At 55.6% G+C, this 23,545-nt stretch carries 26 protein-coding genes and 2 pseudogenes; 13 read left to right on the forward strand and 15 right to left on the reverse strand.

Annotation, left to right across the window (positions count from 1 at the left end):
• Positions 1 to 22: 22 nt before the first annotated feature.
• From JK231_RS22645 to JK231_RS22655, 3 genes are all read right to left on the reverse strand, one after another.
• Complete coding sequence (locus tag JK231_RS22645; protein ID WP_097117858.1) at positions 23 to 1,483, reverse strand: MFS transporter; 1,461 nt, start codon at positions 1,481 to 1,483, stop codon at positions 23 to 25.
• A gap of 89 nt (positions 1,484 to 1,572) precedes the next feature.
• Positions 1,573 to 2,265, reverse strand: coding sequence for an RraA family protein (locus JK231_RS22650; RefSeq protein ID WP_097117859.1), 693 nt, complete (start codon positions 2,263 to 2,265; stop codon positions 1,573 to 1,575).
• A 3-nt stretch (positions 2,266 to 2,268) separates the two neighbouring features.
• Entirely contained in the window at positions 2,269 to 3,246 is a 978-nt protein-coding gene (locus JK231_RS22655) for a hydroxyacid dehydrogenase (RefSeq protein ID WP_160834497.1), read from the reverse strand.
• A gap of 479 nt (positions 3,247 to 3,725) precedes the next feature.
• Here JK231_RS22655 and JK231_RS22660 point away from each other — a divergent pair, with 479 nt between their 5' ends.
• From JK231_RS22660 to JK231_RS22695, 8 genes are all read left to right on the forward strand, one after another.
• A complete protein-coding gene (locus JK231_RS22660) occupies positions 3,726 to 4,124 on the forward strand; it encodes a DoxX family protein (protein ID WP_058961083.1) in 399 nt (132 codons plus the stop codon).
• A 39-nt stretch (positions 4,125 to 4,163) separates the two neighbouring features.
• Positions 4,164 to 4,640 carry a heme-binding protein gene (locus tag JK231_RS22665; RefSeq protein ID WP_097117861.1) on the forward strand — a complete coding sequence of 159 codons (477 nt, stop codon included), beginning with the start codon at positions 4,164 to 4,166 and terminating at the stop codon, positions 4,638 to 4,640.
• A gap of 2 nt (positions 4,641 to 4,642) precedes the next feature.
• Positions 4,643 to 5,299, forward strand: coding sequence for a sorbitol dehydrogenase family protein (locus JK231_RS22670; protein ID WP_211729599.1), 657 nt, complete (start codon positions 4,643 to 4,645; stop codon positions 5,297 to 5,299).
• Positions 5,300 to 5,320: 21 nt separating this feature from the next.
• A complete protein-coding gene (locus tag JK231_RS22675) occupies positions 5,321 to 6,913 on the forward strand; it encodes a GMC family oxidoreductase (protein ID WP_211729600.1) in 1,593 nt (530 codons plus the stop codon).
• Between the two features lie 2 nt (positions 6,914 to 6,915).
• Positions 6,916 to 8,310, forward strand: a complete 1,395-nt coding sequence (locus tag JK231_RS22680) for a cytochrome c (protein ID WP_211729601.1) — start codon at positions 6,916 to 6,918, stop codon at positions 8,308 to 8,310.
• Between the two features lie 65 nt (positions 8,311 to 8,375).
• A complete protein-coding gene (locus JK231_RS22685) occupies positions 8,376 to 8,843 on the forward strand; it encodes a heme-binding protein (RefSeq protein WP_034829794.1) in 468 nt (155 codons plus the stop codon).
• Between the two features lie 227 nt (positions 8,844 to 9,070).
• Positions 9,071 to 11,008 carry a methyl-accepting chemotaxis protein gene (locus JK231_RS22690; RefSeq protein ID WP_160834502.1) on the forward strand — a complete coding sequence of 646 codons (1,938 nt, stop codon included), beginning with the start codon at positions 9,071 to 9,073 and terminating at the stop codon, positions 11,006 to 11,008.
• Between the two features lie 114 nt (positions 11,009 to 11,122).
• The gene (locus JK231_RS22695) at positions 11,123 to 11,476 is read left to right on the forward strand and encodes an MmcQ/YjbR family DNA-binding protein (protein WP_160834503.1); all 354 of its coding nucleotides are present in this window, start codon (positions 11,123 to 11,125) and stop codon (positions 11,474 to 11,476) included.
• Here JK231_RS22695 and JK231_RS22700 read toward each other — a convergent pair.
• The gene (locus JK231_RS22700; protein WP_211729602.1) at positions 11,460 to 12,458 is read right to left on the reverse strand and encodes a methyltransferase; all 999 of its coding nucleotides are present in this window, start codon (positions 12,456 to 12,458) and stop codon (positions 11,460 to 11,462) included. The two genes, JK231_RS22695 and JK231_RS22700, sit on opposite strands and share 17 nt — an antisense overlap.
• 109 nt (positions 12,459 to 12,567) lie before the next feature.
• On the opposite strand from JK231_RS22700, the gene JK231_RS22705 reads away from it, so the two are divergent.
• A complete protein-coding gene (locus JK231_RS22705) occupies positions 12,568 to 13,410 on the forward strand; it encodes an AraC family transcriptional regulator (protein WP_211729603.1) in 843 nt (280 codons plus the stop codon).
• Here JK231_RS22705 and cybB read toward each other — a convergent pair.
• On the reverse strand, positions 13,407 to 13,946 hold the full coding sequence (cybB, locus tag JK231_RS22710; RefSeq protein ID WP_034829799.1) for a cytochrome b561: 540 nt from the start codon (positions 13,944 to 13,946) through the stop codon (positions 13,407 to 13,409). The genes JK231_RS22705 and cybB overlap by 4 nt on opposite strands.
• A gap of 93 nt (positions 13,947 to 14,039) precedes the next feature.
• The gene (locus JK231_RS22715) at positions 14,040 to 14,534 is read right to left on the reverse strand and encodes a MarR family transcriptional regulator (RefSeq protein ID WP_211729604.1); all 495 of its coding nucleotides are present in this window, start codon (positions 14,532 to 14,534) and stop codon (positions 14,040 to 14,042) included.
• Positions 14,535 to 14,632: 98 nt separating this feature from the next.
• On the opposite strand from JK231_RS22715, the gene JK231_RS22720 reads away from it, so the two are divergent.
• A complete protein-coding gene (locus JK231_RS22720; RefSeq protein ID WP_349291532.1) occupies positions 14,633 to 15,781 on the forward strand; it encodes an MFS transporter in 1,149 nt (382 codons plus the stop codon).
• Positions 15,782 to 15,855: 74 nt separating this feature from the next.
• Positions 15,856 to 16,284 carry an NUDIX hydrolase gene (locus JK231_RS22725; RefSeq protein WP_211729605.1) on the forward strand — a complete coding sequence of 143 codons (429 nt, stop codon included), beginning with the start codon at positions 15,856 to 15,858 and terminating at the stop codon, positions 16,282 to 16,284.
• On the opposite strand, the gene JK231_RS22730 is transcribed toward JK231_RS22725, so the two are convergent.
• The 3 genes from JK231_RS22730 to JK231_RS22740 form a co-directional block, all read right to left on the reverse strand.
• Positions 16,271 to 16,642 (reverse strand): RidA family protein, encoded by a 372-nt coding sequence (locus JK231_RS22730; protein WP_211729606.1) that lies wholly within the window; start codon positions 16,640 to 16,642, stop codon positions 16,271 to 16,273. The two genes, JK231_RS22725 and JK231_RS22730, sit on opposite strands and share 14 nt — an antisense overlap.
• Positions 16,643 to 16,652: 10 nt before the next feature.
• Positions 16,653 to 17,117, reverse strand: coding sequence for a GNAT family N-acetyltransferase (locus JK231_RS22735; protein ID WP_097117875.1), 465 nt, complete (start codon positions 17,115 to 17,117; stop codon positions 16,653 to 16,655).
• Between the two features lie 86 nt (positions 17,118 to 17,203).
• Positions 17,204 to 17,950, reverse strand: a complete 747-nt coding sequence (locus tag JK231_RS22740) for an SDR family oxidoreductase (RefSeq protein ID WP_211729607.1) — start codon at positions 17,948 to 17,950, stop codon at positions 17,204 to 17,206.
• A gap of 99 nt (positions 17,951 to 18,049) precedes the next feature.
• Here JK231_RS22740 and JK231_RS22745 point away from each other — a divergent pair, with 99 nt between their 5' ends.
• Positions 18,050 to 18,952 (forward strand): AraC family transcriptional regulator, encoded by a 903-nt coding sequence (locus JK231_RS22745; protein ID WP_211729608.1) that lies wholly within the window; start codon positions 18,050 to 18,052, stop codon positions 18,950 to 18,952.
• Between the two features lie 41 nt (positions 18,953 to 18,993).
• Here the strand turns inward: JK231_RS22745 and JK231_RS22750 are convergent.
• Together JK231_RS22750 and JK231_RS22755 are read right to left on the reverse strand one after the other, a co-directional pair.
• Positions 18,994 to 19,125, reverse strand: a pseudogene (locus JK231_RS22750) (DUF2000 family protein); the annotation flags it as partial.
• A 208-nt stretch (positions 19,126 to 19,333) separates the two neighbouring features.
• Positions 19,334 to 19,570, reverse strand: coding sequence for a hypothetical protein (locus JK231_RS22755; protein ID WP_097117877.1), 237 nt, complete (start codon positions 19,568 to 19,570; stop codon positions 19,334 to 19,336).
• Between the two features lie 627 nt (positions 19,571 to 20,197).
• On the opposite strand from JK231_RS22755, the pseudogene JK231_RS22760 reads away from it, so the two are divergent.
• Positions 20,198 to 20,371: pseudogene (locus JK231_RS22760) on the forward strand (flavin reductase); the annotation flags it as partial.
• Positions 20,372 to 20,407: 36 nt separating this feature from the next.
• Here the strand turns inward: JK231_RS22760 and JK231_RS22765 are convergent.
• From JK231_RS22765 to JK231_RS22780, 4 genes are all read right to left on the reverse strand, one after another.
• On the reverse strand, positions 20,408 to 20,791 hold the full coding sequence (locus JK231_RS22765; RefSeq protein WP_211729609.1) for a RidA family protein: 384 nt from the start codon (positions 20,789 to 20,791) through the stop codon (positions 20,408 to 20,410).
• Between the two features lie 120 nt (positions 20,792 to 20,911).
• On the reverse strand, positions 20,912 to 21,979 hold the full coding sequence (gene ugpC / locus JK231_RS22770) for a sn-glycerol-3-phosphate ABC transporter ATP-binding protein UgpC (protein WP_097117879.1): 1,068 nt from the start codon (positions 21,977 to 21,979) through the stop codon (positions 20,912 to 20,914).
• A 2-nt stretch (positions 21,980 to 21,981) separates the two neighbouring features.
• Positions 21,982 to 22,806, reverse strand: coding sequence for a carbohydrate ABC transporter permease (locus tag JK231_RS22775; protein ID WP_160834516.1), 825 nt, complete (start codon positions 22,804 to 22,806; stop codon positions 21,982 to 21,984).
• 9 nt (positions 22,807 to 22,815) lie between these two features.
• Positions 22,816 to 23,545: sugar ABC transporter permease (locus JK231_RS22780; protein WP_211729610.1), on the reverse strand; the 730-nt coding region annotated here is incomplete at its 5' end.

The following is a 23,545-nucleotide window of genomic DNA, read 5'->3' on the forward strand; positions in this document are numbered from 1 at the left end:
CATCCCTTTGGTCATCACGCCCTCAGGGGTTCACCTCTTCCAGGCGGCGATTCAGCGTGCGTGGACCAAATACACCAATGGTAAACACCACAATCGCCATCGCGCCGGAAATCACGGCAAACACTGAACTGACCCCCATCTCACTCAGCACCCAGGCAATGGTAAAACCTGACAACATGCCGCTGATACGACTCACCGAATAGACCAATCCAATCGCTTTAGCGCGGAAACGCGTCGGGAACAGTTCGGCCTGATAGGCTCGGTAGGAGAAGGTCATACAGGTGCTGGCCAGCGACAATAGCAGTCCCAACGTCACCAGCATCACCGGTTGCGACTGCCAGGAAAACACCGTGCCGACGAGGGCAATGGCCAGCGCGGAACCACTCACCAGCCACTTACGCTCAATGCGATCGGCAAAGCTCATTGCCACCAGCGGCCCCAACGGGCTGGCAAAAGCAATCAGGAAGGAATAGAGCAAACTGTGGGTAAAGGTCACACCTTTTGCTGCCAGCAGTGTCGGGATCCAACTGGCAAAACCGTAATAGCCAATCGACTGAAAGAAGTTGAATACCAGCAGCATGAGGGTGCGACGGCGGTAAGGCGGACGCCACATCTCATTTTTCACTGCCGGTTTAGATTCAATGGGCTGCAACAAAGGGTTATCAATGGCAGGCAGCGTCGCGCCGGTGGATTTAGCCACGCGCGCTTCCAGTCTGCGTACTACGTCTTCCGCTTCTTTGTAACGGCCTTGCTCAACCAGCCAGCGCGGGCTTTCGGGTAAGCCCATGCGCAGGATCCACACCAGCACCGCGCCGATACAGCCAAACAACACCACCCAACGCCAGCCGCTCAGCCCGAGAATTTCCTGGGGGACCAGCTGCCATGAGAGGAAAGCGATGGTTGGAATCGAGGTGTACTGGATGGCCTGCACGAAGGCATAAGATCTGCCGCGCAGACGCGCCGGAATGAATTCGGAGACATAGGCATCAATGGTGACCAGCTCGGCGCCAACGCCAATCCCCGACACAATGCGCCAGAACACAATGGAAAACGGATGGTGCTGAAACGCCATAATGCCACTGGCGATCGCGTAAACCAGTAATGCGATAATAAACACCTTTTTGCGCCCGATGCGGTCGGCCAGATTGGCAATCAACAAGGTGCCGAGGAAAACCCCGAGGAACATCGCCGCGACAAACGCCCCCAGGCTATGGGGATCAAAAAAGTTATGGCTGCCGTGGGAAAAAATCCCCTCACGCACCATACCGGGACCGATATAGGCGGTCAGGAACACGTCATACACTTCAAACCACCCCCCCAACGCCAGTGCAAAAATAATCAGCCACAGCGGGCGGGCGGCAGGTAAGCGTTCCAGACGCGCAGAGAGTTGCGCACCAAATGCTTTGCCTTCTTCTGGTGTGAAGTTGTCACGCCAGGTCATCGGCGGGGGGATCGACTCGCTCAGCGAAATTTTTTTCAGCACGGTAGGGTACTCCGTTGTTTTTATAATGGTTTGTTAAGGGCTGGCCGGATGGCCATACCCGATAACACAGGTGATTCAGGGTGTTAACGTTAAACCGGGCAGCCTTTCGCACGCAGAATCGCGTTGAAGCGCTCAGGGTCGTTGTTGCCTGCCACGTTACTGGCGCGGATCTTCTCCTCACGCTGGGCATGTTGCTGTACGCGAGGCAGCAGCACACTCAGCTCATCCTGCGGGATTGCAATCACGCCGTCGGCATCGGCGACGATCAAATCGCCCGGTGAAACCACCAGTCCTGCACAGTGCACCGTGGTGTTCACTTCACCAGGGCCTTCTTTAGAAGGGCCGCGCAGGGTGTTACCCCGTGCCCAGCAGGCAATACCGCCTTCTGCCCATTCATTCAGGTCGCGCACGGCGCCATCAATCACAAAACCGGCAATCTTTTTGGTGACGGCAGAGGTGCGCATCAAGCCACCGATCAGCGCCTGAGTCAGATCGCCCGAGCCATCGACCACAATCACATCGCCCGGCTGCGCCATCTCGATGGCTTTGTGGATCATCAGATTATCGCCAGGACGCACCTTCACGGTGATCGCCGGGCCGCACAGCACCAGGTTGGCATCGTTGTGATACGCCTGTAAGCCAAGCGCACCAACACTGCGCCCCATGGAGTCGCCAATGTTCGGCACCGGCAAGGCACGGAAGGCATCAATCACGCCCGCATCAATCTGTGCGCCGCGCTCACCGATGAAATAGCCAATCGGCCAGTCTTTATGGATGGTCATAAGTTAACTCCGGTTTAACACCTGCGGATTAACGCAGGCGGATGGGTTGATCTGTTGGTTATCAAGAAAAGCGAGACACTGACGTGCTGCGCTCTGTGCGACGGCATCCAATGCCTGCGGGGTGGAACCGCCAATATGCGGGGTTACGATCAGGTTGCTGAGCGCGCGGAAGGGATGATCGGCAGCCAGCGGCTCAATGGTCACCGTGTCCAGCGCTGCGGCACGCAGTTGCCCGCTTTGTAATGCGGCAGCCAGCGCGTCTTCATCAATCAATTCACCGCGTGCGGTGTTGATCAGCGTGGCGTGAGCAGGCAACTTTGCCAGGCGTTGCGCGTTGATCATCAAACGGGTTTTGGGCGTGACCGGACAGTGCAGACTCAGCACATCTGCCAGTGGCAGTAAATCGTCGAGTGAATCACAGCGTTGCGCGCCTTCGAAGTCACCATCAGCCGGAGCAGCGGGATCGAAAAATGCGACCTGCATCCCAATCACTCTCGCGAAGCGCGCCACGCGGCGGCCGATTTCGCCAAAGCCGACCAGACCCAGGGTTTTGCCATGTAGTTCTTCGCCATCACCGCTGCGGGTCCAGCGCCCGGCGGCGACTTCCTGCTGAAAATAGGGCAGACGGCGCGCGCAGTTCAGCATCAGCGCCAGCGTCAGTTCGGCAACAGATTGCGCATTGGTGGCTGGCGTGGTCAGCACCGGAATGCCGCGTTCAGTCGCGGCAACCACATCAATATTGGTGACGCCCACGCCGTGTTTGCAGATGATTTTCAGCGTTGGACAAGCGTTGATGGCTTTCGCGTTCAATTCAACGGTGCGCGAGATCACCGCGTCATACGCCACGCTGCTCATACGCTGTTCAACTTCCGCAACGTCATTGGCGTCATCCAGATAATCGACCACACAGCCTGCTTCAGCGAGCAGTTCACGGCCGCCCTGGCCGAGGCTGGTAGTGGTCACGAGAAAGCGATAAGTCATGTCGGTTCTCCGATAGGGTTTACGTCATCCTGGCATCGACAACCGATAAAAAATATTCTGCGAAGGTTATTAATTCATTCCTGGCAGGAATAATGCCCTCAGACGGAAGTTGAAACGTCACTCGCCATAACGTTGGAATTTTGTAAACAAACAGATCGCATATTGCTGGGATTGTGTTCTGCTATACGCTTTAGGATTTTCACTTAAAAAATCGTTAAAAACGTAGAGTTAGCGGAGCGCAGCGGCCGTATATCAGCAGGCTAAAGACCGCATAAATAGTGTGATCCACTTCAAAAACCTCCCTCAGTACCCTGACGCCCCTCAGTTATTTTATCGTCGTTGTTTTGAGCAAAGTGCACCGCAAAGTTGCACAACTCATCCATTGCGCGTTTTTTAGCCGCACGAAATGATAAATGTAACTAAAGTTATAGAGTGTACCGTTTGGTTCATTAACAACTACATAATAGAACGGTTACATCATGTCTCACTCAAAAGATCTCTTCGCTGTGCTGGGCCGCGTCATGGCGGTGGGTCTGTTCTTCGCTTCGGGTCTCGACAAAATCACCCACTACGCAGACAACCTGCAAACCATGGCTAACAACGGTGTTCCCGCCTTTTTCCTGCCGCTGGTGATCCTGCTGGAAGTGGGGGGCGGTCTGGCCATTGCCTTTGGTTTTCTGACGCGATTCACGGCCATTTTTATGGCGGTGTTCTCGGTTCTGGCCGGATTCCTGTTCTATCAGGGATATAGCCACGCACACCTGATGGTGTGGTTAAAAAATATCTCCTGCGCTGCCGGTTTCCTGATGCTGTGTCTGAACGGCGGCGGTAAATGGAGCCTCGATCATCTGATTCAGCAACGTCTGGCACGCCATTAAGATTTTCACCTAACCCTTTAATTATTCAGGATAAAACCCATGAAAAAACTCCCGACAGTGCTGCTGTGCGGTGGACTTTTCTGTGCCGCGAGCCAGGCCGCCGAACCCGTTAACCAGGTCGCCGTATTAACCCATCACCAGGCGCAACAGCTGGTGGAGAAAGCTGAGCAGATTATTGGCAGCCATCACACCGGCGGCGCGATTGCGGTGGTCGATCCTTTTGGTCAGCTGATCGCTTATGAGCGTCTGGATGGTGCCACACTGGCCAACAGCGAACTCGCGCCGAAGAAAGCGCACTCAGCCGCCGCCTTTGGCGTGCCGACGTCCAGCTTCCAGCAGAAAATCGCTGCCGGTAATGTCGGCATGCTGGGTAACCCTGTGGTGGTGCCGCTGCCTGGCGGTGAGCCAGTGAAAGTGAACGGTGTGGTTGTGGGCGCCATTGGTGTCAGCACGCCAGATGGCAACGTGGATGCGGAAGCGGCGCAGGGCGCGCTGTCGGCGTTGAAAGCAGGTTAGCCATGGAAAGAAGACGTTTTTTACAACTGATGATGGCCACACCGTTCATCGTTTCAATCCCGTTGCAACCCCTGTTGGCCGCACCTGCTGATGCCTCACAAGCGCTGCTGTTGCGCGCCAGTGAACTGCTAACCGGACGCCGTGGCCTCGATATCGGCATTTCTGAACGGTTATGGACGCTGCTGTGTGAACAGGATGCAGGGTTCCCGGCTCAGCTAGCGCGCCTGATGACGCGTCTCAATGCGTTGCAAAGCGAAGATCGTGAGCAGATCGTCGCGCAACTCGATGACGCGGACGTGAAGACCGCGCTAACGATTATTTCGCCGTGGTATCTCGGCTATACCGGTCATCCGTCTACGACCAAAGCGGTGGATGACGCGCACTTCGTGACCTTCCTGTCGGCGCTGATGTATGAGCCCACGCGTGATCACACCATTCGCCCAAGTTATGCCAGAGCGGGCGGTGATTACTGGGCTGAAGTGCCTCCGGGCGTCACAGCGCCACCGATGTCCACCTTGATCCGCGAATGGGGCGATCAATCGCCCCTCGCCGCAAAGCAGATTAAGCAGCCTGATGCACCCTGGTTACTGATGGTGCAGGGCAAAGCCAAAACCCTCGTGGAAGCCGAGGCGATGCTGGCGCAGCACAATACCCTATAACAAGAATCGAGCAGGTACATCATGAGTGAATTTGATGCCGACGTGGTGATCGTCGGCTCCGGTGCGCTGGGCGCCAACGCCGCTTATCAGCTGGCGAAAGCGGGCAAATCGGTGATTATGCTGGAAGCAGGGCCTTATATTCCACGCTGGAAAGTGGTGGAAAACTACCGAAACGGCGCCAGTAAACGTAACTGGTGCACGCCATATCCGAATCTGCCATGGGCACCCAACTCTTACACCGAAGGCTATATCGATGCCAAAGGGGATGACGATTTCGAATACGTCACCAGCTACTTACGCGTGGCCGGTGGCAGTACGCGTCATTGGGCATCCGCCTGCTGGCGCTTGTTACCCAACGACTTCAAGCTGAAAAGCGTGTACGGCGTTGGCCGCGACTGGCCGTTTGAATACAGCGAGCTGGAGCCCTGGTATGTCAAAGCCGAGCGTGAAGTCGGCGTCGTCGGCACCGCCAATGAGGACCAAAGCGGGCAAGGGCGCGGTCACTATCCGCCACGTTCAGCGGAATATCCGCTGCCGCCGGAAGCCAAGCCGTATATGGTGCAGCGCATGCAATCAAAGCTGGGCCCGATGGGTTATCAGGTGATCCATGAGCCGCACGCCCGCGTATCACGTCCCTATGATGGCCGTCCGGCTTGCGCGGGTAACAACAACTGCGAACCGATCTGCCCGATTGGCGCGATGTACTCCGGCGATATGCACGTCGATAAAGCGGTGGCGCTGGGTGTGCAGTTGCGCACCGAATGTGTGGCCTGGAAGCTGGAGAAAGGCGCAGGCAACAAGATCGTCGCGCTGCATTATCGCCAGCCTGATGGCAAAGACACGCGCCTCACCGCCAAAACTTTCATCATCGCCGCACACGGGCTGGAAACGCCAAAGCTGCTGCTGATGAATGATGTGGCCAACAGTTCCGATCAGGTCGGTCGTAACCTGATGGATCACACCGGTTTGAGCCTGACGTTCCTTGCTGACGAGCCGCTGTGGACCGGGCGCGGTTCAGTGCAGCACGGTACTATCGCCAATCGCCGCGATGAAGCCAGTCGCGCACAGCACTCGGCGATCCGTTATTCACTGCGTAACCTGGTGCCCAACGTTGATGTCACTGTGCCGTTGCTGAAGCAAGGCATGATGGGGCAAGCGCTGGATGATGCGATTCGCGACCGCGCCTCGCGCATCATGAACATCAGTACCATGAGTGAAACGCTGCCAAGTCCGACCAACCGCGTGACGCCAAATTACGATCGCAAAGATTCAATTGGCCTGCCGATGCTCAACGTCAATTACCATCTTGATGATTACGTGCGCGGTATGCGCCCGCAGGCGTACAAGGATTTCGCTAACTTCCTGCAGGCCTTTAACGGTGAAGTGATTGAAGCCCCGACCGGCTGGCGTAATCAGTATCACATCATGGGCACCACCATCATGGGGGATAATCCGCGTGATTCGGTGGTCGATGCGCATTGTCGTAGCTGGGACCATCCCAATTTGTTCCTCGCCACCACAGGCGTGATGCCGACCTCTGCCACGGTGAACCCTACATTGACGGGGATCGCGCTGGCGTTGCGTATGGCCGATACCATCGCGAGGGAGATCTGATCATGCGCAAACATATCAGACATCTGGCTGCGGCAAGCCTGTTGCTGGCCGGTGCCGTGCAGGCACAGGATGCTTCGCCGGATCTGGTCAAACGAGGGGAATATCTGGCCACCGCCGGTGACTGCTCGGCCTGCCATCGCGATCCGCACAGTGGCAAACCTTTCTCGGGCGGTTACGCGATTCAGTCACCGATGGGGATGATTTACGGCTCCAACATTACGCCGTCGAAGACCGCGGGGATTGGCAACTATAGCCTGGCGGATTTCACTGCGGTGATGCGCAAAGGCAAAGCACCGGGCAATCATTACCTCTATCCGGCGATGCCTTATACCTCATTTGCCGGACTTTCAGATGAGGATATCCACGCACTTTATTCCTATCTGATGCTCGGTGTGCCAGCCGACGATCATCCAGCGCCTGAAACCGATCTGCCGTTCCCGTTCTCTTTCCGACCGGTGATGGCGATGTGGAATCTACTGTTCCTGGATAGCTCGGCAGTGCCAGGCAGCGATGCGGCCGCAGGCAGTGCAGAACGCGGCGAATATTTGGTGCGCACGCTGGCGCACTGCTCCACCTGCCATACCCCACGTAACGGCATGATGGCGGAACAGGGCGACCGCTTCCTGTCGGGCGGCAAGGTTGGCAGCTGGACAGCACCGAATATCACGCCAGATGCACAGGCGGGCATCGGTGACTGGAGCGAAGCGGAAATTGTCACCTATCTGCGCACCGGCGCGCTGCACGGTAAAGCGATTGCCGCGGGTGAGATGGGCACCGCGGTGCAGAACTCGTTCTCGAAAATGCAGCAGAGCGATCTGGAGGCAATGGCGCATTACCTGAAGCAGGTGCCTGCGATTGGCGGCGCGGATCGTAAAGCCCCGTCGGTAGCGCCACAGCCTACACCGCTGTCAGCCATTGAAACCGGCATGAAAAATGAGATCGCCGATTATGTCTCCGGCGATGCGATGAGCGGGGCGCAACTGTACAACGGTGCCTGTGCCACCTGCCACGCCAGTGACGGGCGCGGAACCCACGATGCTCAGCGTTTCTATCCCTCGCTGGTGGGATCTTCAGCGGTGCTGTCAGACGATCCCGCCAACCTGATCATGACGATTGCGGAAGGCGTGGACCGACAGACTGGCAACGATCACGCCTTTATGCCGGAATTTCGCACGCAGTTTAGTCAGGCCGAACTGGCCAAAGTGGCGGACTACGTCTCTACCAACTTCGGCAACCCGCAGCATGCGATTACGCCAACTGATGTTGAGCAAACGCTGAAAGGCGAAAGCGGCAGCTGGCTGGTGCGATACGCGCATGCGTTAAGCATCATCGGTGGCGTCGTTGCGCTGCTGGTGATCGTGATGGCATTGATTCTTTTCCTGCGCCGCCGGAAATAACTTTTACGGGCGGCGTTGACGTCGCCCGCATTCAAAACGGTATGACCCTTTAAGGAGTAACTTCAATGAAAAAGGCTTTATCCCTTGCGCTGTTGAGCGCCGCGCTGTTCGGTTCTGCTGCCGCGCATGCCACCCTGACGCAAACCATTCTTTCCCAGGGCGATGCGCAGAAGCTGATCGCGGCCGCGCAGGAAAAAGCGCACGCGCTGAACGCCAACGTCTGTATTGCCGTGTTGGATCAGTCAGGCCAGCTGCTGGCGTTTAACCGTATGGACAATGCCCCCGTTGGCTGCATCGATTCCTCCATTTTGAAAGGCCGTGCGGCTGCGTTGTATCGCACGCCAACAGACAAATATATGGATCGCGCCAACGGTAAAGAACCGGCTATCGCGACCTTACCGGGCGTCATTCCGCTCGGCGGCGGCTCACCGGTGGTGTGGCAGAACAACACCATTGGTGCGGTGGGCGTCAGCGGTTCTGCTAACCCGAATGAAATCGCCATCGCCAAAGCAGCAAGCGACAGCTTTAAATAACGACGCCGGTCGTTGCTCAAATATTCATGACGCAAAGGTGCACCTTGATGCACCAGCGGGCGGCCTGAGGGGCGCCCGTGCAACATCACACCTCATTCAATTCTCCTCCGACCTGCTCATCCATCAAGTTCCTGCGCCGCGCGCCGATAGTCTCTACAGAGGGATGTAGGTGCACAGGGAGTGGTTCATTTTTAAACCGAAAAAGTGTCAACTCCAGGAGCGCCATAATGGCCAAACACGCATCAAAGAAAACAATGAGCACCCGCACGCAGATGCTGCTGACGGGCGCCTTAACCATCACCCTCGGCTTTGCCGTCACCATCGGCGTGTTGAGCTGGCAGTCCAGCAACGAGCAAAAGTCACTGGCCGAAAACTATCTGCAGCAGATTGCACAGACCCAGGCACTGCAAATCCAGCAGGAGCTGAGCTATGCACGAGACGTGGCGCATAACCTCGGCCACAGCCTGATAGCACTGCCAGCCGCAGGGATTCAGGATCGTAAAGTCGCCGATAAAGTCATGGAGTCGGCACTGCGCGATAACCCTGACTACCTGTCGATTTCAGTGGTCTTTGAAGAAAACGCCTTCGATGGCCGCGACGCCGAGTTCGCCACCCAGCCGGGTGCTGCACCGAAGGGGCGTTATGCCTTCTTCGTCGATCGCGATCAGTCGGGCAATTTCAAGATGCACCCGCTAACCTCGATCTTTACACCGGGCCAGGGTGACTACTACCTGCTACCGCAGAAAAGTCAAAAAGACACATTAATTGAACCCTACAGCTATGCCTACAACGGTGTTCCCACACTGCTGACGTCCGTGGCGGCGCCGATTCTCAGCCAGGGGAAATTGTGGGGTGTTGTGACTTCAGATATTTCACTGGCCTCGCTGCAGGAGAAAGTGAATAAAATCAAACCCTGGGATGGCGTGGGCTACGCCATGCTGCTGTCCAGTGCGGGGAATGTAGTGTCTTACCCGGATAAAAACCAAACCAGCAAAGCGTGGAAAGGCGATACCCATCACTACAGTTCAGATGTCATGGAACAGCATGACGCGTTACTGGGTGAAGATGCATTGGTCACCTGGCAGCCGGTGGTGATCGGTAATAGCGATCAGAAATGGTATCTCGGGGTGGTCGCGCCGGTGAGCAAAGTGATGGCGGCGGCGCATCGTCAACTGGTCAACGCCGTGATACTGATGATCATTAGCATTCTGGTGGTCTGCGCCCTGCTGGGGCTGTTATTCAGCCGCAAAGTATTGAAACCGATCGGTGGCGAGCCGCTGGAAGCCGCGACCATTGCGTTGGCGGTGGCGGACGGCAAGCTGGATAACGTCATCACACTGAAAGGGCGCGATAACAGCAGCCTGTTCTATGCGCTGCATACTATGCAAAACCAGCTGCGTGAGATTGTTGGGCAAATTCAGGACGCCAGTTCCTCCGTTCGTCAGGGCGCAGGCGAAATTGCCAGCGGTAACCTCAATCTGGCCTCGCGCACGGAAGAACAGGCGGCGGCACTGGAACAAACCGCCGCCAGCATGGAGCAAATCACCGCCACAGTGAAACACAACGCCACTAATGCGCATCAGGCGACGGCGTTGACGGAAAACGCCACGCAGATCGCCAGTCGTGGCGAATCGCTGGTGGGTGAAGTGGTACAGACCATGGCGCAGATCGATGACAGTGCGAAGAAGATTGGCGATATTACTGCCATCATCAACAGCATCGCTTTCCAGACTAACATCCTTGCATTGAATGCGGCGGTGGAAGCGGCGCGTGCCGGTGAGCAGGGGCGTGGTTTCGCGGTGGTGGCTTCTGAAGTGCGTAATCTGGCGCAGCGCAGTGCTAACGCGGTGAAAGAGATTGCGGCGCTGATTGAGGAGTCGAGCCAGCGTGTCGGCAGCGGTGTTCAGCTGGTGCAGGACGCCGGTAAGACGATGCAGGAGATGACCCAGGCAGTGAATTCAGTGCGGACTATCATCGGTGAGATCGTGGTGGCATCCGATGAGCAGGCGCGCGGTATCAGCCAGGTCACCATCGCGGTGAATGAAATGGACGGCACCACCCAGCAGAACGCCGCGCTGGTGCAACAGATGTCGGCGGCGGCCAGTTCGCTGGAAGATCAGGCGGCACAACTGGCACAAACGGTGGGACGTTTTCAGTTGAGTTGAGCCAGCCGTCTGCGTTGCATACCTTGTCACAACGGGCCGCGCCTTATAACGTAAGGCGCGGCCTTGTGCTATTTGCTCATGGCCGACAATGACTTCCACACATCGGGAACCCTCATGAATCGCCAGCAACTGTTCGAACACATCAGCCAAACCTACCAAATTGAACCCGACTATCCGTGGAAAAAACACAGTGAATACGCGGTACTGCGGCACCCTCGCCATCGTAAATGGTTTGCGCTGGTGTTCCCACTGGAGAGCCACAAACTCGGATTGGACGCAGGCCCGGTGGTTCAGGTGATGAATATCAAAACCCGTCCCGAACTCGCCGGTTCACTGCGCCAGCAGCACGGCGTCTATCCGGCTTATCACATGAACAAAGAGCACTGGATCAGCCTGACGCTGGAAAATGGCTTGCCGGATAGCGAGATCATCGCACTGCTGGATGAGAGCTTTAGCTTAACGTTTTAGGTTTTCGCGCCAGGATGACATTGAGCGGTGACATCGGGAACGGCTGCATCCGTAGGACGCGCTCAATATCAAATCCTGCCTGCCGCAATTCCTCGCACAGCACACCCTCATTCGTGACGTTGTAACCTCGCATCATTAACGGGGTAAAAAATGGCAGTACCTGCCGTGCTTCCTCTGGCTGCTCAGGGACTTCTGCATGGGCGCTGAGCAGCAATCCGCCTGGCTTTAAGCGTGTGAACCACTCGCGCAGCATCGCCTGTCTGTCCGCCATAAAGTAAAGAAACGATGAACTCCAGATAATGTCCACCTGACGCCCTTCAGGCAATTTCGCCAGCGCGCAACCGCGATCGCTCAGGCCGGCTTTTTCGATATTGCGCTGTGCAACGGTGGAGGTTTGAGGCAGGTCAAGCACGATCACCGAAAGCTGCGGAAAGCGTTGCGCTAACGCAATGCTGATCAACCCCGAACCGCCACCCATATCCAGCAGTAGCGCCGGACGCTGAAAATCTGCCAGGGTATCAGCGATTGCGCAGGCGGTGTCCGCGCTCAGCGCACGCTGTTCCTGGGCGATTTGATGCAAGGCGGCATCCGCCCACGCGGTATCGATTTGCAAAGGATCCTGCCAGCCGGGTTCCGCCTGCGTCAGCAGTTGTGGCATCCGCTGAGCGAACTGCTGTAACACCTGATGACGATAGCGCCAGGCGTCACCGATATAGCGGCGACTGTCGTGACACAGATAAGTGTGCACATCGGGTGCCAGCACAAAGCAGCCAGCTTCATGCGTGAGCAGTTCGGTGCTCCATAACAGGCGTAACAGATGATAGGTCTGATGCGGCTGCCAGTCATAATGTTGAGCGACTTGCGCAGCGGTGGCAGGTAACGCCAGAAAATCAAACAAGCGGTGTTCAAATGCCAATGCCACCGCGCCGTTGAGGGCGTGCTGAGCCAGCAGATGATCGAGGGTAGGAAGCGGTGAACGCATAGCAATCTCCTGAACAGGTAACGTGAACATCAGACTAGCCTTTGGCGTAAATGCAATTTATTCTCATTTGTCTGCGAGAAGGTGATTTAACTCTGCGAAAGGAGAAAGGATGCAAAAGCCTGGTGAAATGCGTGTGCGCCAGCATCAACTGTCGCGAGAGATGCGCATGGTGCAATCGGATTACTGGCCCGTGCAGGCACTCTGCGAGTCTTCAAAACCGTCTAACGAGCAGCCACAGCTGGTGCTGACTTTTGGTGTGCAGGGAGAATCGCGCTTTCGGGAAAGCAACGGACGTGAGATCGCTTTCAGTGCCGGGCATCTCACCGTGACCAGTTTTCAGGCCAGCCAGGGCGAGCGTTTGTATCGCGCGGGAGAGCGGGTGCAGCAGGTGCGCCTGATTCACAGTGCGGCGAATGTGCGCCACTATTTTGGTGAACAGGCTGCAGAAGGATTGTTACAGCCTCAGCTTAAGCGCCATCTTTTTAGCCGTTTCGGCCACGCCACCGCGGCGCAACTCAGTCAGGTGCATGAGGATCCGTTGTTACTTGAAATTCAGGCGCTCAGCCTGCTGGCTTTGCATCGCCATCAGCTTCTACCCACGAATACTCAGCACAAGCTACATCCTCAAATGGTTGAACGGCTGGAACAGGCTCGCGACTGGATGCGCGCTCATCTGGCTGAGGTTTTTTCACTGAGCGCGCTGGCGCTGGCGGCAGGATTGAGTGACTACCAGTTGAAAACAGGGTTTCAGCAGCATTTTCACTGCACGCCGGGCGCGATGCTGTTACAGATGCGCATGGAGCACGCGAATCGCTTGCTGGAGGAGGGATTTCAGGTGGCTCAGGCGGCATGGCAGGTGGGATATCAACATCCGCGCAATTTTAGCGTCGCGTTTCAACGCTATTTTGGGCGCCCGGCCAGCGCGATTACCGGGCGCAGAAAGCAGGATTAGCGTGAACGACGAGACGGCATCATGCGCAGTAAGGTGTTGTCTTTGAATAAATAATGATGCGCCAGTGCCGCAACGGCATGAATACCAATCAGCCAGTAGCCGTAAGGGGCGAGTGTTTCATGCCAGTCTGCAATGCTGTCAGCAAAATCAGGATCGGGATCGCCGCTCACCGGCATCGGAATACCAAAAATCCACCAGGTGCGGCCCATATAGAAGCGCGACAAAATGCCGAGAATCGGCAACACAATAAAGAACAGGTAGATCGCCAGATGCATCAGGTGCGCCAGGCCGGTTTGCCAGTGTGGCGGTTTAGGGACTATCGCCGGGCTGCGATGACGAAAGCGCAGAATGACGCGTGACAGCATCAGCACCAGTACACAACTCCCTGCGCTGAAATGACCAATGATCATGGCAAAGCCCTGCCAGGATCCGCGCGTCGCTAATCCGCGAAATTCCATGGTGCAATAGGCCGTGACGACCAGCAAGAAAGTCAGCCAGTGGAGAAAAATCTGCGAAGGGGCGTATTTGGTGCTCATCATTAATTCCATCAAAGGGCGTAGCAGAAGCGCTAACATAGCGGAAAGCGTACTGAATTAATTCATATTTTGACACATCCTCCGACGAAATGCTTACCGCTGGGCTTCCGATGTCTGCATCAGTTGGCTGAGTAATGACTGCAGTTGCTGTTGCTGATCAGCACTCAGCGTTGCCAGTTGATCACGCTGTGTCTCAGTATGAACCAGCAGGGCTTGCTCAATCTTTTCACGTCCGGCATCGGTTAAGGCAACCAGCATGCTGCGTTTATCTTCAGGGTCGGCCACGCGCTGGATGGATCCCACTTCCTCAAGACGATTGAGCCGATTGGTCATGGCGCCAGAAGTAATCAGCAGCGATTTGTACAACTGCGTGGGTGAAAGGCAATAGGGAGGGCCCGCACGACGCAACGTAGCGAGCACATCAAACTCCCCATCGCGAAAATGGAAAGGAGCCAGTGCCTCCGCGCGCCGGGTGGCGAGGTGCTTCATGATGCGCAACATGCGGCCAAATATCGCCATTGACGAGGCATCCAACTCAGGCATGGCGTTGGCCCACTGCTCGATAACAAAATCAACGTGGTCGGTCATATTTCCCCTCGAATGTGTTGCTTAGTGCGCATCCCTCTATCGAAATGCCGCAAAGTATCTTAACGTTAAGATAATTTCGACGCACATGGAGATGCAAAGTGACTCGTACCTTACCTGCTTTAGGCATGTTTGCTTTACTGGTTTTCATCATCGCAATGAATTTACGCCCGATCATGGCCGCCATCGGACCGCTGTTTCCGATACTGCAACGCGAATCCCACCTCAACGCCACGCAACTCAGTTTACTCACCACCTTGCCGGTGGTGATGATGGGGTTGTCTGCCCTGGCGGGGCCGTGGTTGCTGCGTTGCGTTGGTGAGGTTCGCGGCATCGCCGCCGGTTTGATTCTTTTGGCGTTGGCTTGCCTTGTACGCGGTGCTGTCCCAACAGCTGAGATGCTGATTGCCAGTGCGCTGGTGGCGGGCATTGGCATAGGCTTAATCCAGGCATTGATGCCGGCGCTGATTAAACGGCACTTTGCTGCACAGGCCGGCACGCTAATGGCACTGTTTACTACCGGAATTATGGCGGGCGCAGCGCTGGCAGCCGCAACGGCCGCCCCGTTGGCGGATGCGCAGGGGTTGGGCATGGCGCTTGCCATACCCGTTGTGCCCGCGATTGTTGCGGTACTACTGTGGTTAATCACGTTTCGCCACAGCGTTTCTGCTGCGAATACTCAGCGCGTTAAACCCGTACGAACACGCCGTAGTGGGTTGCTTATGGTGTTCTTCGGAATTGGTACAGGGGCTTACACGCTGGTGCTGGCCTGGTTGCCGCCGTTTTATATGCAGCATGGTTGGACGCCGCAGCACAGCGGCTATGTGCTCGGTGCACTGACGCTAACGGAAGTGGTGGCGGGCTTTATCGTGTCGGGCTTGATTCATCGCTTCCGTGACCGCCGTTTTCCGCTGTTGCTGGTGCTGACCTTCTTGCTGCTGGGATTAATCAGCCTGATATGGCTGGGCGGCGCGCTGGCCTGGTTGCCCACGGTGCTACTCGGATTGGGGATTGGTGCGCTGTTTCCGCTATCACTGATCGTGACGCTTGACCATGCGCATTCTCCGGAAGAGGCGGCGGGATTGTTATCCTTTGTGCAAGGCGGCGGCTATTTACTGGCCGCGCTGATGCCCTTGATGGCCGGTATTGTCCGCGATCGTGCCGACTCACTGGATAGCGCATGGGCCATTATGAGCGTCGGGATGGTGGTTTTGATGGCGATGGCATTGCGTTTTAAACCCCAGCGATAACCGGGCTTGTCTGCTTGCAGAAGGTACAAGGCAGCGCATACCATTGCGAGCGATTAACACAATCAGGAGCTTTTATGTCACCACAAGTGGGTGTAGGGGTATTGATTTTCCGTGAAGGAAAACTGCTGCTGGGCCGCCGCAAGGGCAGCCACGGTGCAGGGGATTGGTCAGCACCGGGCGGGCATCTGGAATTTGGTGAATCTCCGGATGAGTGCGCACGACGTGAAGTGCTTGAAGAAACCGGATTAACCCTGACCGAATTGCAAAACGGCGCATTCACCAGTGATGTGTTCCCCGAGGCCAACAAGCACTACATCACCTTACTGCTGGTGGCACATTACCCGCAGGGGGAACCGCAGTTGATGGAGCCGGAAAAGTGCGAAGGCTGGCAGTGGTTTGCACCTGAAGCCTTGCCGCTGCCGCTGTTCGCGCCGCTGCGCACATGGATTGCTCGCGATGGCTTAGCCGCGTTGCAACAGCTTGCACAGGTTACAGCGCGATAATCGCCTCAATCTCGACTTTCAGATCCGGTGAGAACAGCTGACTAATTTGCACCAGCGAACTGGCGGGTAGATGATTGCCATAGTGCCTGAAGAGTACGGCCCGCAGATCATTAATCTGGGCAAAGGAGGTGATGAAAATGGTCACTTTAATCAGATGGCTCAGCGAGGTATTTTCGGAAGCCGCAATCAGGTGCAGCTGCTGAAAGATAGCCTCAGCCTGTGAGGCAATATCGCCTTGCTGCGCGGGTGTGGCAAAGGCTGTTAAACCTGAAACATATAAGGTGTCGCCATGCTTCACCGCGTGCACATATGGCGCTTTCACTTCGCCCAGTTCCGGGTAATTTTTGCGTATTAACATCGATTGCTCCTTAATCCAGTTTTAACACCATCACCGTGACGTCCTCATCGGCGATATTTCGCTGTTCCACGTCCTGCCAGCCAAAGCGGCGATACAAGGCCTGTTGGTCAGGTGTATACAGCCAAAGTGCAGGGATCGATTTTGCTCGCGCTTCGGCAATCAGGCGGGTCACTAATGCACTGGCCAACCCTTTGCCGCGATGTTCGCGAGCGGTGATCACTTCACCCAGCCAAAATTCACGCTCGGGGATGTCACTCAATTCGTAATGGATGATGCTGGCGGTGGCCATCAATTCGCCCTCGTGCGTGGTGGCAAACAGCGTCATCGTTTGGGCATCAGCGGCATTGCGTGATTGCAGCCGCTGGCGGATCACATCGCGGTCATGCCAGTTAGGTAGCTCGGACCATTCGCGGTGTAGCATGTCAGCAATTTCATCATGGAAATGTGACATCTGGGCCAGACAGTGTATCTGCATCCATCATTCTTCAAGGCTAACAGAGGAGTCAAACAACATAACCGTTAACCTCGAAAGGAACCAGGCTATTTGCCTGGTTCTTATGATTAGGTTGTCTGGTTGGCCAAAGCCACCGCATCTTCCCCGGCAGGAATGCGCATCGGTGCGTTGGGATCGGTTGCCGCTTGCCATATCGCGGCGGCGACATCTTCGGCTTTGGTGGTGGGCTGCGGTTGGTGCATGCCCGCCATAATCCCATCCAGCATCGGTTGGTAGGCGTCGAGGAAGGTTTGCTCCATGCGCGGCATGGCGTTCTTGCCGAAATCGGTGGTGGGCGCCAGGCCCGGCAACACCAGCCGCACATTAACATTAAACGGCTGCAACTCCAGCGCCAGTGATTCAGTGAACGCATTGACTGCGGCTTTGCTGCCGGTATACACCGCCAGCAGCGGCAGGGATTTCAGCGTCACGGTTGAGGTCACATTGATCACGGTACCGCCGCGTTTGGCGCGGAACTGAGGCAGCACCGCCTGCGTCATGGCGATGGTGCCCAGCGTGTTAGTCTCAAACACTTCGCGTACCGTGGACATCGGCATGCCTTCCAGGGAGGTCAGCACGCCTATTCCGGCGTTGTTCACCAGCACGTCGATCTCGCCTGCGTCAGCGATTGCCTGACTGATGCTTTCGGCGTTGCTGACGTCCAACGGCAACAGGCGCAAATTTTCCGAAGCCGGGAACAATTCCGGGCGAGGATGACGCATAGTGGCAATCACCTTCCAGCCGCGTTCCAGAAAATAGAGCGCGGTGGCGTGACCAAAGCCGGAAGAACAGCCGGTGATAAGGATCGTTTTCATCTTTCACTCCTGCATTGCATTGGGTGGATGCTCACTATAGAGTCAGTGAGATGGACTCACTACAATGCAAAGTCCATATTTCATTCGCAGGAGTCCATAATGATCGATCCCCTTGCTGAGATAGTGTCGCTGCTGCAACCTCAGGCGGCCTTTTCCAAACGAGCACGCGCCAATGGTCGCTGGCGCGTCAATCGCAGTGAAACCGGACAGCCGTTTTACTGCCTGGTACTGGCTGGGCGCAGTCAATTGAAGATGAAAGGGCATGAACCCCTCTCACTTGAGCAGGGCGATTTTGTCCTGATCCCAGCGGCGTGGGAGTTCTGCATGAGCAGTGCCGAACCACCCGATGACGATGCGCCCGAAACATTGCCGGAAATGCTTAGCCCCGGTGAATTCTGGATTGGCGATCAGCAGCAGCCTGCTGAAGTGCAAACGCTGATTGGCTATTGCCAGTTTGGTGCGCCTGACGCGGGATTGATCGTCTCGCTGTTACCCCAATTTATTCATGTTCGCGGGGAGTCACGGCTGACCACACTGGTACAACTGGTGATGGATGAGTGTCGTGCGCAGCGTCCTGCTCGCCATGTGGTACTAGAACGCCTGCTGGAACTGCTGCTGATTGAGGCGCTGCGTTCGATGCCAATCTGTCATGCTTACCCTGGCGTGATGAGTGGTTTAGCCGACGAACGTCTGGCGGCGGCCATCCGCGACATGCACGCCAACCCGGCGCATCCCTGGACTGTGGCGCAATTAGCCAAAGTTTCCGCGCTATCCCGTTCGGCATTCTTTGTGCGTTTCCGCGCAGCAGTGGGCGTAGCGCCGATGGTTTATCTGCTCACCTGGCGCATGGCTTTGGCCAAAAATTTACTGCGTGGCAAAAATATGGCGGTAGCGGATGTCGCAGAACGCGTCGGCTATCGTTCCGCCAGCGCGTTTAGTGTGGCCTTCACCCGTTATGTGGGGCAACCGCCCGCATGGTTTGCCGCAGGTCAGGATATTTAGCGATAAAGCTTAAAATTACCTGTAAGGCTGGTGATTTTTTCTTAAGGGCCAATCAAGACAATTGCCACGAGCTCAATGTTGCCACTGTTCGCGCTGGCAATGCGCTCGCCGTATTCGTCATAGGTTTTGCAGGATTGCGCCAATGCGCTAAACGGCATGGTAACGATTTCGTCCTACGCGCGGCTCTTTATCCTGATAATCAGGAAGGACAGGTCGTTTGTGGAGCGATGCTGCATTAAAGTAAAGTCGTCTTAGGGTGCTGATACCGCTTTCATGGTAGAACCACTGTCCTGTATCTCCACAGGCATGAGACATGACCGGCATGTTCGGTCTAGAAATTCAAGTCCTCAGCTGCTTTAGGGTACTGATTAAAAACGCTGTTTAACCCGCAATGTACATTACCCATCCCATGATGCTTAAAGCAGATGTGAGAATATATCCCACACCTTCACCTGTCATATAGCGGCGCATGGTCATCTCAAATTGACCTACTTGGATTTTTTCGCGTTGTTCGTCATCAGTGGAGTTAAGGATGGTGCGAAAAGCCGCAATGCCATTGGTCATAAAAAGTGCGCAGACCGAGGCGATGGTAAGGGTAAGAACATCATGAATTTGCATTGGGGAGGCTTCTGCTCGTCAAATAATTGAGAGTTGATTTTAATGTGTTAGATTAATCGATTCAGTTCACATTTATCTATTATTGCTATCGCTGAAAGGTCCTTAATAGCGGCATCAACCAGGCCACTGTTAACAACATGGGTGTAATCCGCTGCACCTTTAACTCGCCCCTTTTTAAACATCTTGCTGATTTATTATCAGAAACTGACTTTGGAAAGGGAACTACCATCTTTTATGGCAGGCATCATCACTAAATGCCCGCAGCCCCGGATAGTCTGTTTTATATGCCATTCCTGCGAAGCCAGAGAGTTAGTGGAGTTTTTATACTTGACGCCATCACTCGCGTCATTATTTCGCCCCGAGAAAGCACCGTTGCGACGGCAGACAGGATCATCGTTTTAAATGATAGCAATGTGCCGGCTGGGATTAATTCATTCAAACAGGCGGCGCAGAGGTCGCCTGTATAATTGATGTATTACGCCTCTAACCCCGCATTATGCATCCCGTGGCGCAGCGTGAAGTTCACGCCCATGGTCAGCAGGGGATCTGGCGGATTCCACTCTGGCTTCAGCAGTGACAGCAGGTAATCAATGATATCGTTGCGCCACCGCCTGCGGCGCTGAAGGTTCGCCAGTGGCGGCGGATGCGCTGGTGGCCTTTAGCTGCAAATTAGTTAATACCGTAGACTGGCATACGCACGCGATATTTCTTGGTGAGGTGACCCACGTGGCGCACCCCAACAGCGATGGGCAACCGCTGTTGTATCACGACCGTGGGTTCCATCAACTCTCAGCGCTGTAACTTAAAGAACGGGAGGGCAAGTGCCTCCCGTTATGTTCAGGGCAACATAATCACCACATCAATTTCCAACAGCAATTCCGGTTCGGCGAGCGCAGAGATCTGAAACAGCGTGCTGGCAGGTAACTCAAGTCCTTCAAAGAAGCGCTGGCGTACCGGATGAATATGCGGCACCAGCGCCAGGTCGGTGACATAAGTGGTGGTACGCACAATCCAGTCACGCTGTGCCCCCAACCCCTCCAGGAGGCGATCGATATTGGCATATACTTGCTCGACCTGCTTCTGCATATCTCCAATGCCGACCACGTTTCCTTCTTCATCCCGCGCGACTTGCCCGGTCGGGAATACCGGCGTGCCGGGACGAATTTTGACGTGATTGTAATAGCTGCGCGCCTTCAAACCGGCGGGATTGATAATGCTCATAACGCTCCTTAACCCTGTTTCGTTCGCGAATGTTCTCGCTTCAAGGCTATCACCCGTGCGCGTTGCCGGGTAAAGGTATCCTGGCAACGCCGCATTGCCACTAAAGCAACTCGGCGGCGGTTACAAACGCTTTTGTGACGCGGCATCGAACAGCATCGCACGCGCATAATCCACTTCAACGGCAATCATATCGCCTGCTGCGGCACCGGAACGTTGGGTGGTAAACAGCATCACCTCATGCCCGAATAAGTTGCCGTGGATGAGCTCGGATAAACCGGTGGGTTCGACGAGAGAAACCTCCAGTGGCAGCGCGTGTGGAGAACCTGCTGAAGCCAGTGCGATGTTTTCAGGTCTGATGCCATAAATGACTTCACGACCTTCAGGCTGATTGGCCCATGCCGGGTTAGCGGGCAATAGCGCGCTGTCGCCGATGCGCACGCCGTTTGTTGTGACGACGCCATTGATAAAGTTCATGGACGGTGAACCGATAAAGCTGGCGACAAACTTGTTGGCTGGCGTGTCATACAGTTCCAGTGGTGTGCCGACTTGTTGGATAACTCCGTGGTTCAGCACCACAATCCGGTCAGCGAGCGTCATCGCCTCAACCTGATCATGCGTGACATACACGATAGTGTTGTTCATCTGCTGATGCAGGCGTTTAATCTCGACGCGCATCTTGCCGCGCAGTTGTGCATCCAGATTGGAGAGCGGTTCATCAAACAGAAAGACCTGCGGCTGGCGCACGATCGCGCGTCCCATCGCCACACGCTGGCGCTGCCCGCCGGACAGTTCTTTGGGACGACGATCCAGAAGATGTGAAAGATTAAGGATATCCGCCGCTCGCTTCACTTTCTCCTCAATCTCCGCACGCGGACGTTTCTGGATTTCGAGGCTAAAGCCCATGTTGCGTGCCACCGTCAGGTGCGGGTAGAGCGCATAACTCTGAAACACCATTGAGATATCACGATCTTTCGGGGCGACATCATTCATCAGTCGTTTTCCGATGCGGAGATCGCCGCTACTCGCCAGTTCCAGACCCGCAATGGTGCGCAGTAAGGTGGATTTGCCACAGCCGGACGGCCCGACCAACACCACGAACTCACCATCGTTAATCGTGAGGTTGATATCGCGCAGGACTTCAACATTGCCGTAGCGTTTGTCGATCTGCGCCAGTGTAATTTCTGCCATGTTTACCCCTTAACCGCGCCAGCGGTCAGACCCTGAACCAGATATCGTTGAATAAAGGCGAAGAACAGACAGGCAGGAATCAGCGCCATTACGGCGGCTGCCATCATTTCACCCCATGAAACGGCAAATTTGGAGACGAAGCTGAGTAAACCCACCGGGAAGGTCATCACTTCGTTTTTGTTGATCAGCATCAGCGAGAACAGCAGTTCGCTCCATGCGGCGGTAAACACGAAGCCGAGCGTTGCCGCCATTCCCGGTAACGTCAGCGGAACCAGTACCCGATACAGCGCCTGAAAACGTGTGCAGCCCTCCAGCATCGCAGACTCTTCCAGATCTTTGGGGATGGCATCAAAGAATGACTGCATCAAAAAGGTGGCAAACGGGACGTTAAAGGCGGTGTAAATCAGCACCAGACCCAGAAGACTGTTGGTCAGGCCGAGCGGGGCCATCACGCGATAAATCGGGGCGATGATCATCACCAAGGGGAACATCTGCGTGAACAACAGCAGCGCCGCCATCACCATCTTGCCGCGAAAGTGAAAACGCGAAAATGCATAGCCGGCACCAGCAGCAATCAGCGTGGTCAGGAAAGCGGTGCTGAAAGAGACGATCAGACTATTGCTGAAGAAGGTGGGGAAATCACTGTCGGTGAGCACTTTTTGAAAGTGGCCTAAAGTGAAGCCGCCCGGCAACAGTGTCACGCCCTGGCTGAACAGCAGCTGATCCGGTGTGACTGAAATCTTAATGATCCAGTAAAGCGGAAACAGGGCAAACAGCAGGTAGAGGCCAATACTCACGCGGTGACCAATCATCGGTAACAGTTTCATTTCGCCTCCTTATTTCAACAGTTGATGACGAATGCGCAGCAGAACCAGCGCGTAGCAGGTCATCAGCAATAACAGAAACACCGCCATTGCCGAGGCATAGCCAAAATCGAGTTTGCGATAGGCGGTGGTGAAGATGTAGCTGGAGAGAATCGAGGTGGATCCGGCGGGGCCACCGTCGGTCATCACCACGATCAGATCGGCGAAGTTGGCGATCCAGATGGTACGTAGCATCACGGTGATGGCGATCATCGGTGCCAGGAAGGGCAGCGTGACGCGACAGAATTGTTGCCAGCCGCTGGCACCGTCAATCGAAGCCGCTTCATACAGATCTTTCGGGATGGATTGCAAAGCGGCCAGCAGGGTAATGGCAAAAAACGGAATACCAAACCAGACGTTAGCAATGATCGGTCCCCACATGGCCAACTGAGGATCGGACAAGATATTGTATGGCTCGCTCAGTAATCCGAGATCGCTCAGCCACTGTGGCAACGGGCCAACCACCGGGTTAAGCAGCCAGGACCAGGTCAGGCCGGATAGAAAGGCGGGCACCGCCCAGGGCAGAAACACCAGCGCCTGCACCCAGCGACGAAAACGAAATTCGCGGTTGAGCAGCAGCGCTAACGCCAGACCGAAGATAAACTGCAACAGTAGTGAGCTGAGCGTCCAGTTCAGCGTGTGACCGAGTGCTTTAAAAAAGCGCCGATCGTCAAACATTTCGGCAAAGTTATCCCAGCCCACC

This window comes from Pantoea sp. JGM49 (assembly GCF_018257655.1).
In the GTDB taxonomy this organism is placed as follows: domain Bacteria; phylum Pseudomonadota; class Gammaproteobacteria; order Enterobacterales; family Enterobacteriaceae; genus Pantoea; species Pantoea communis.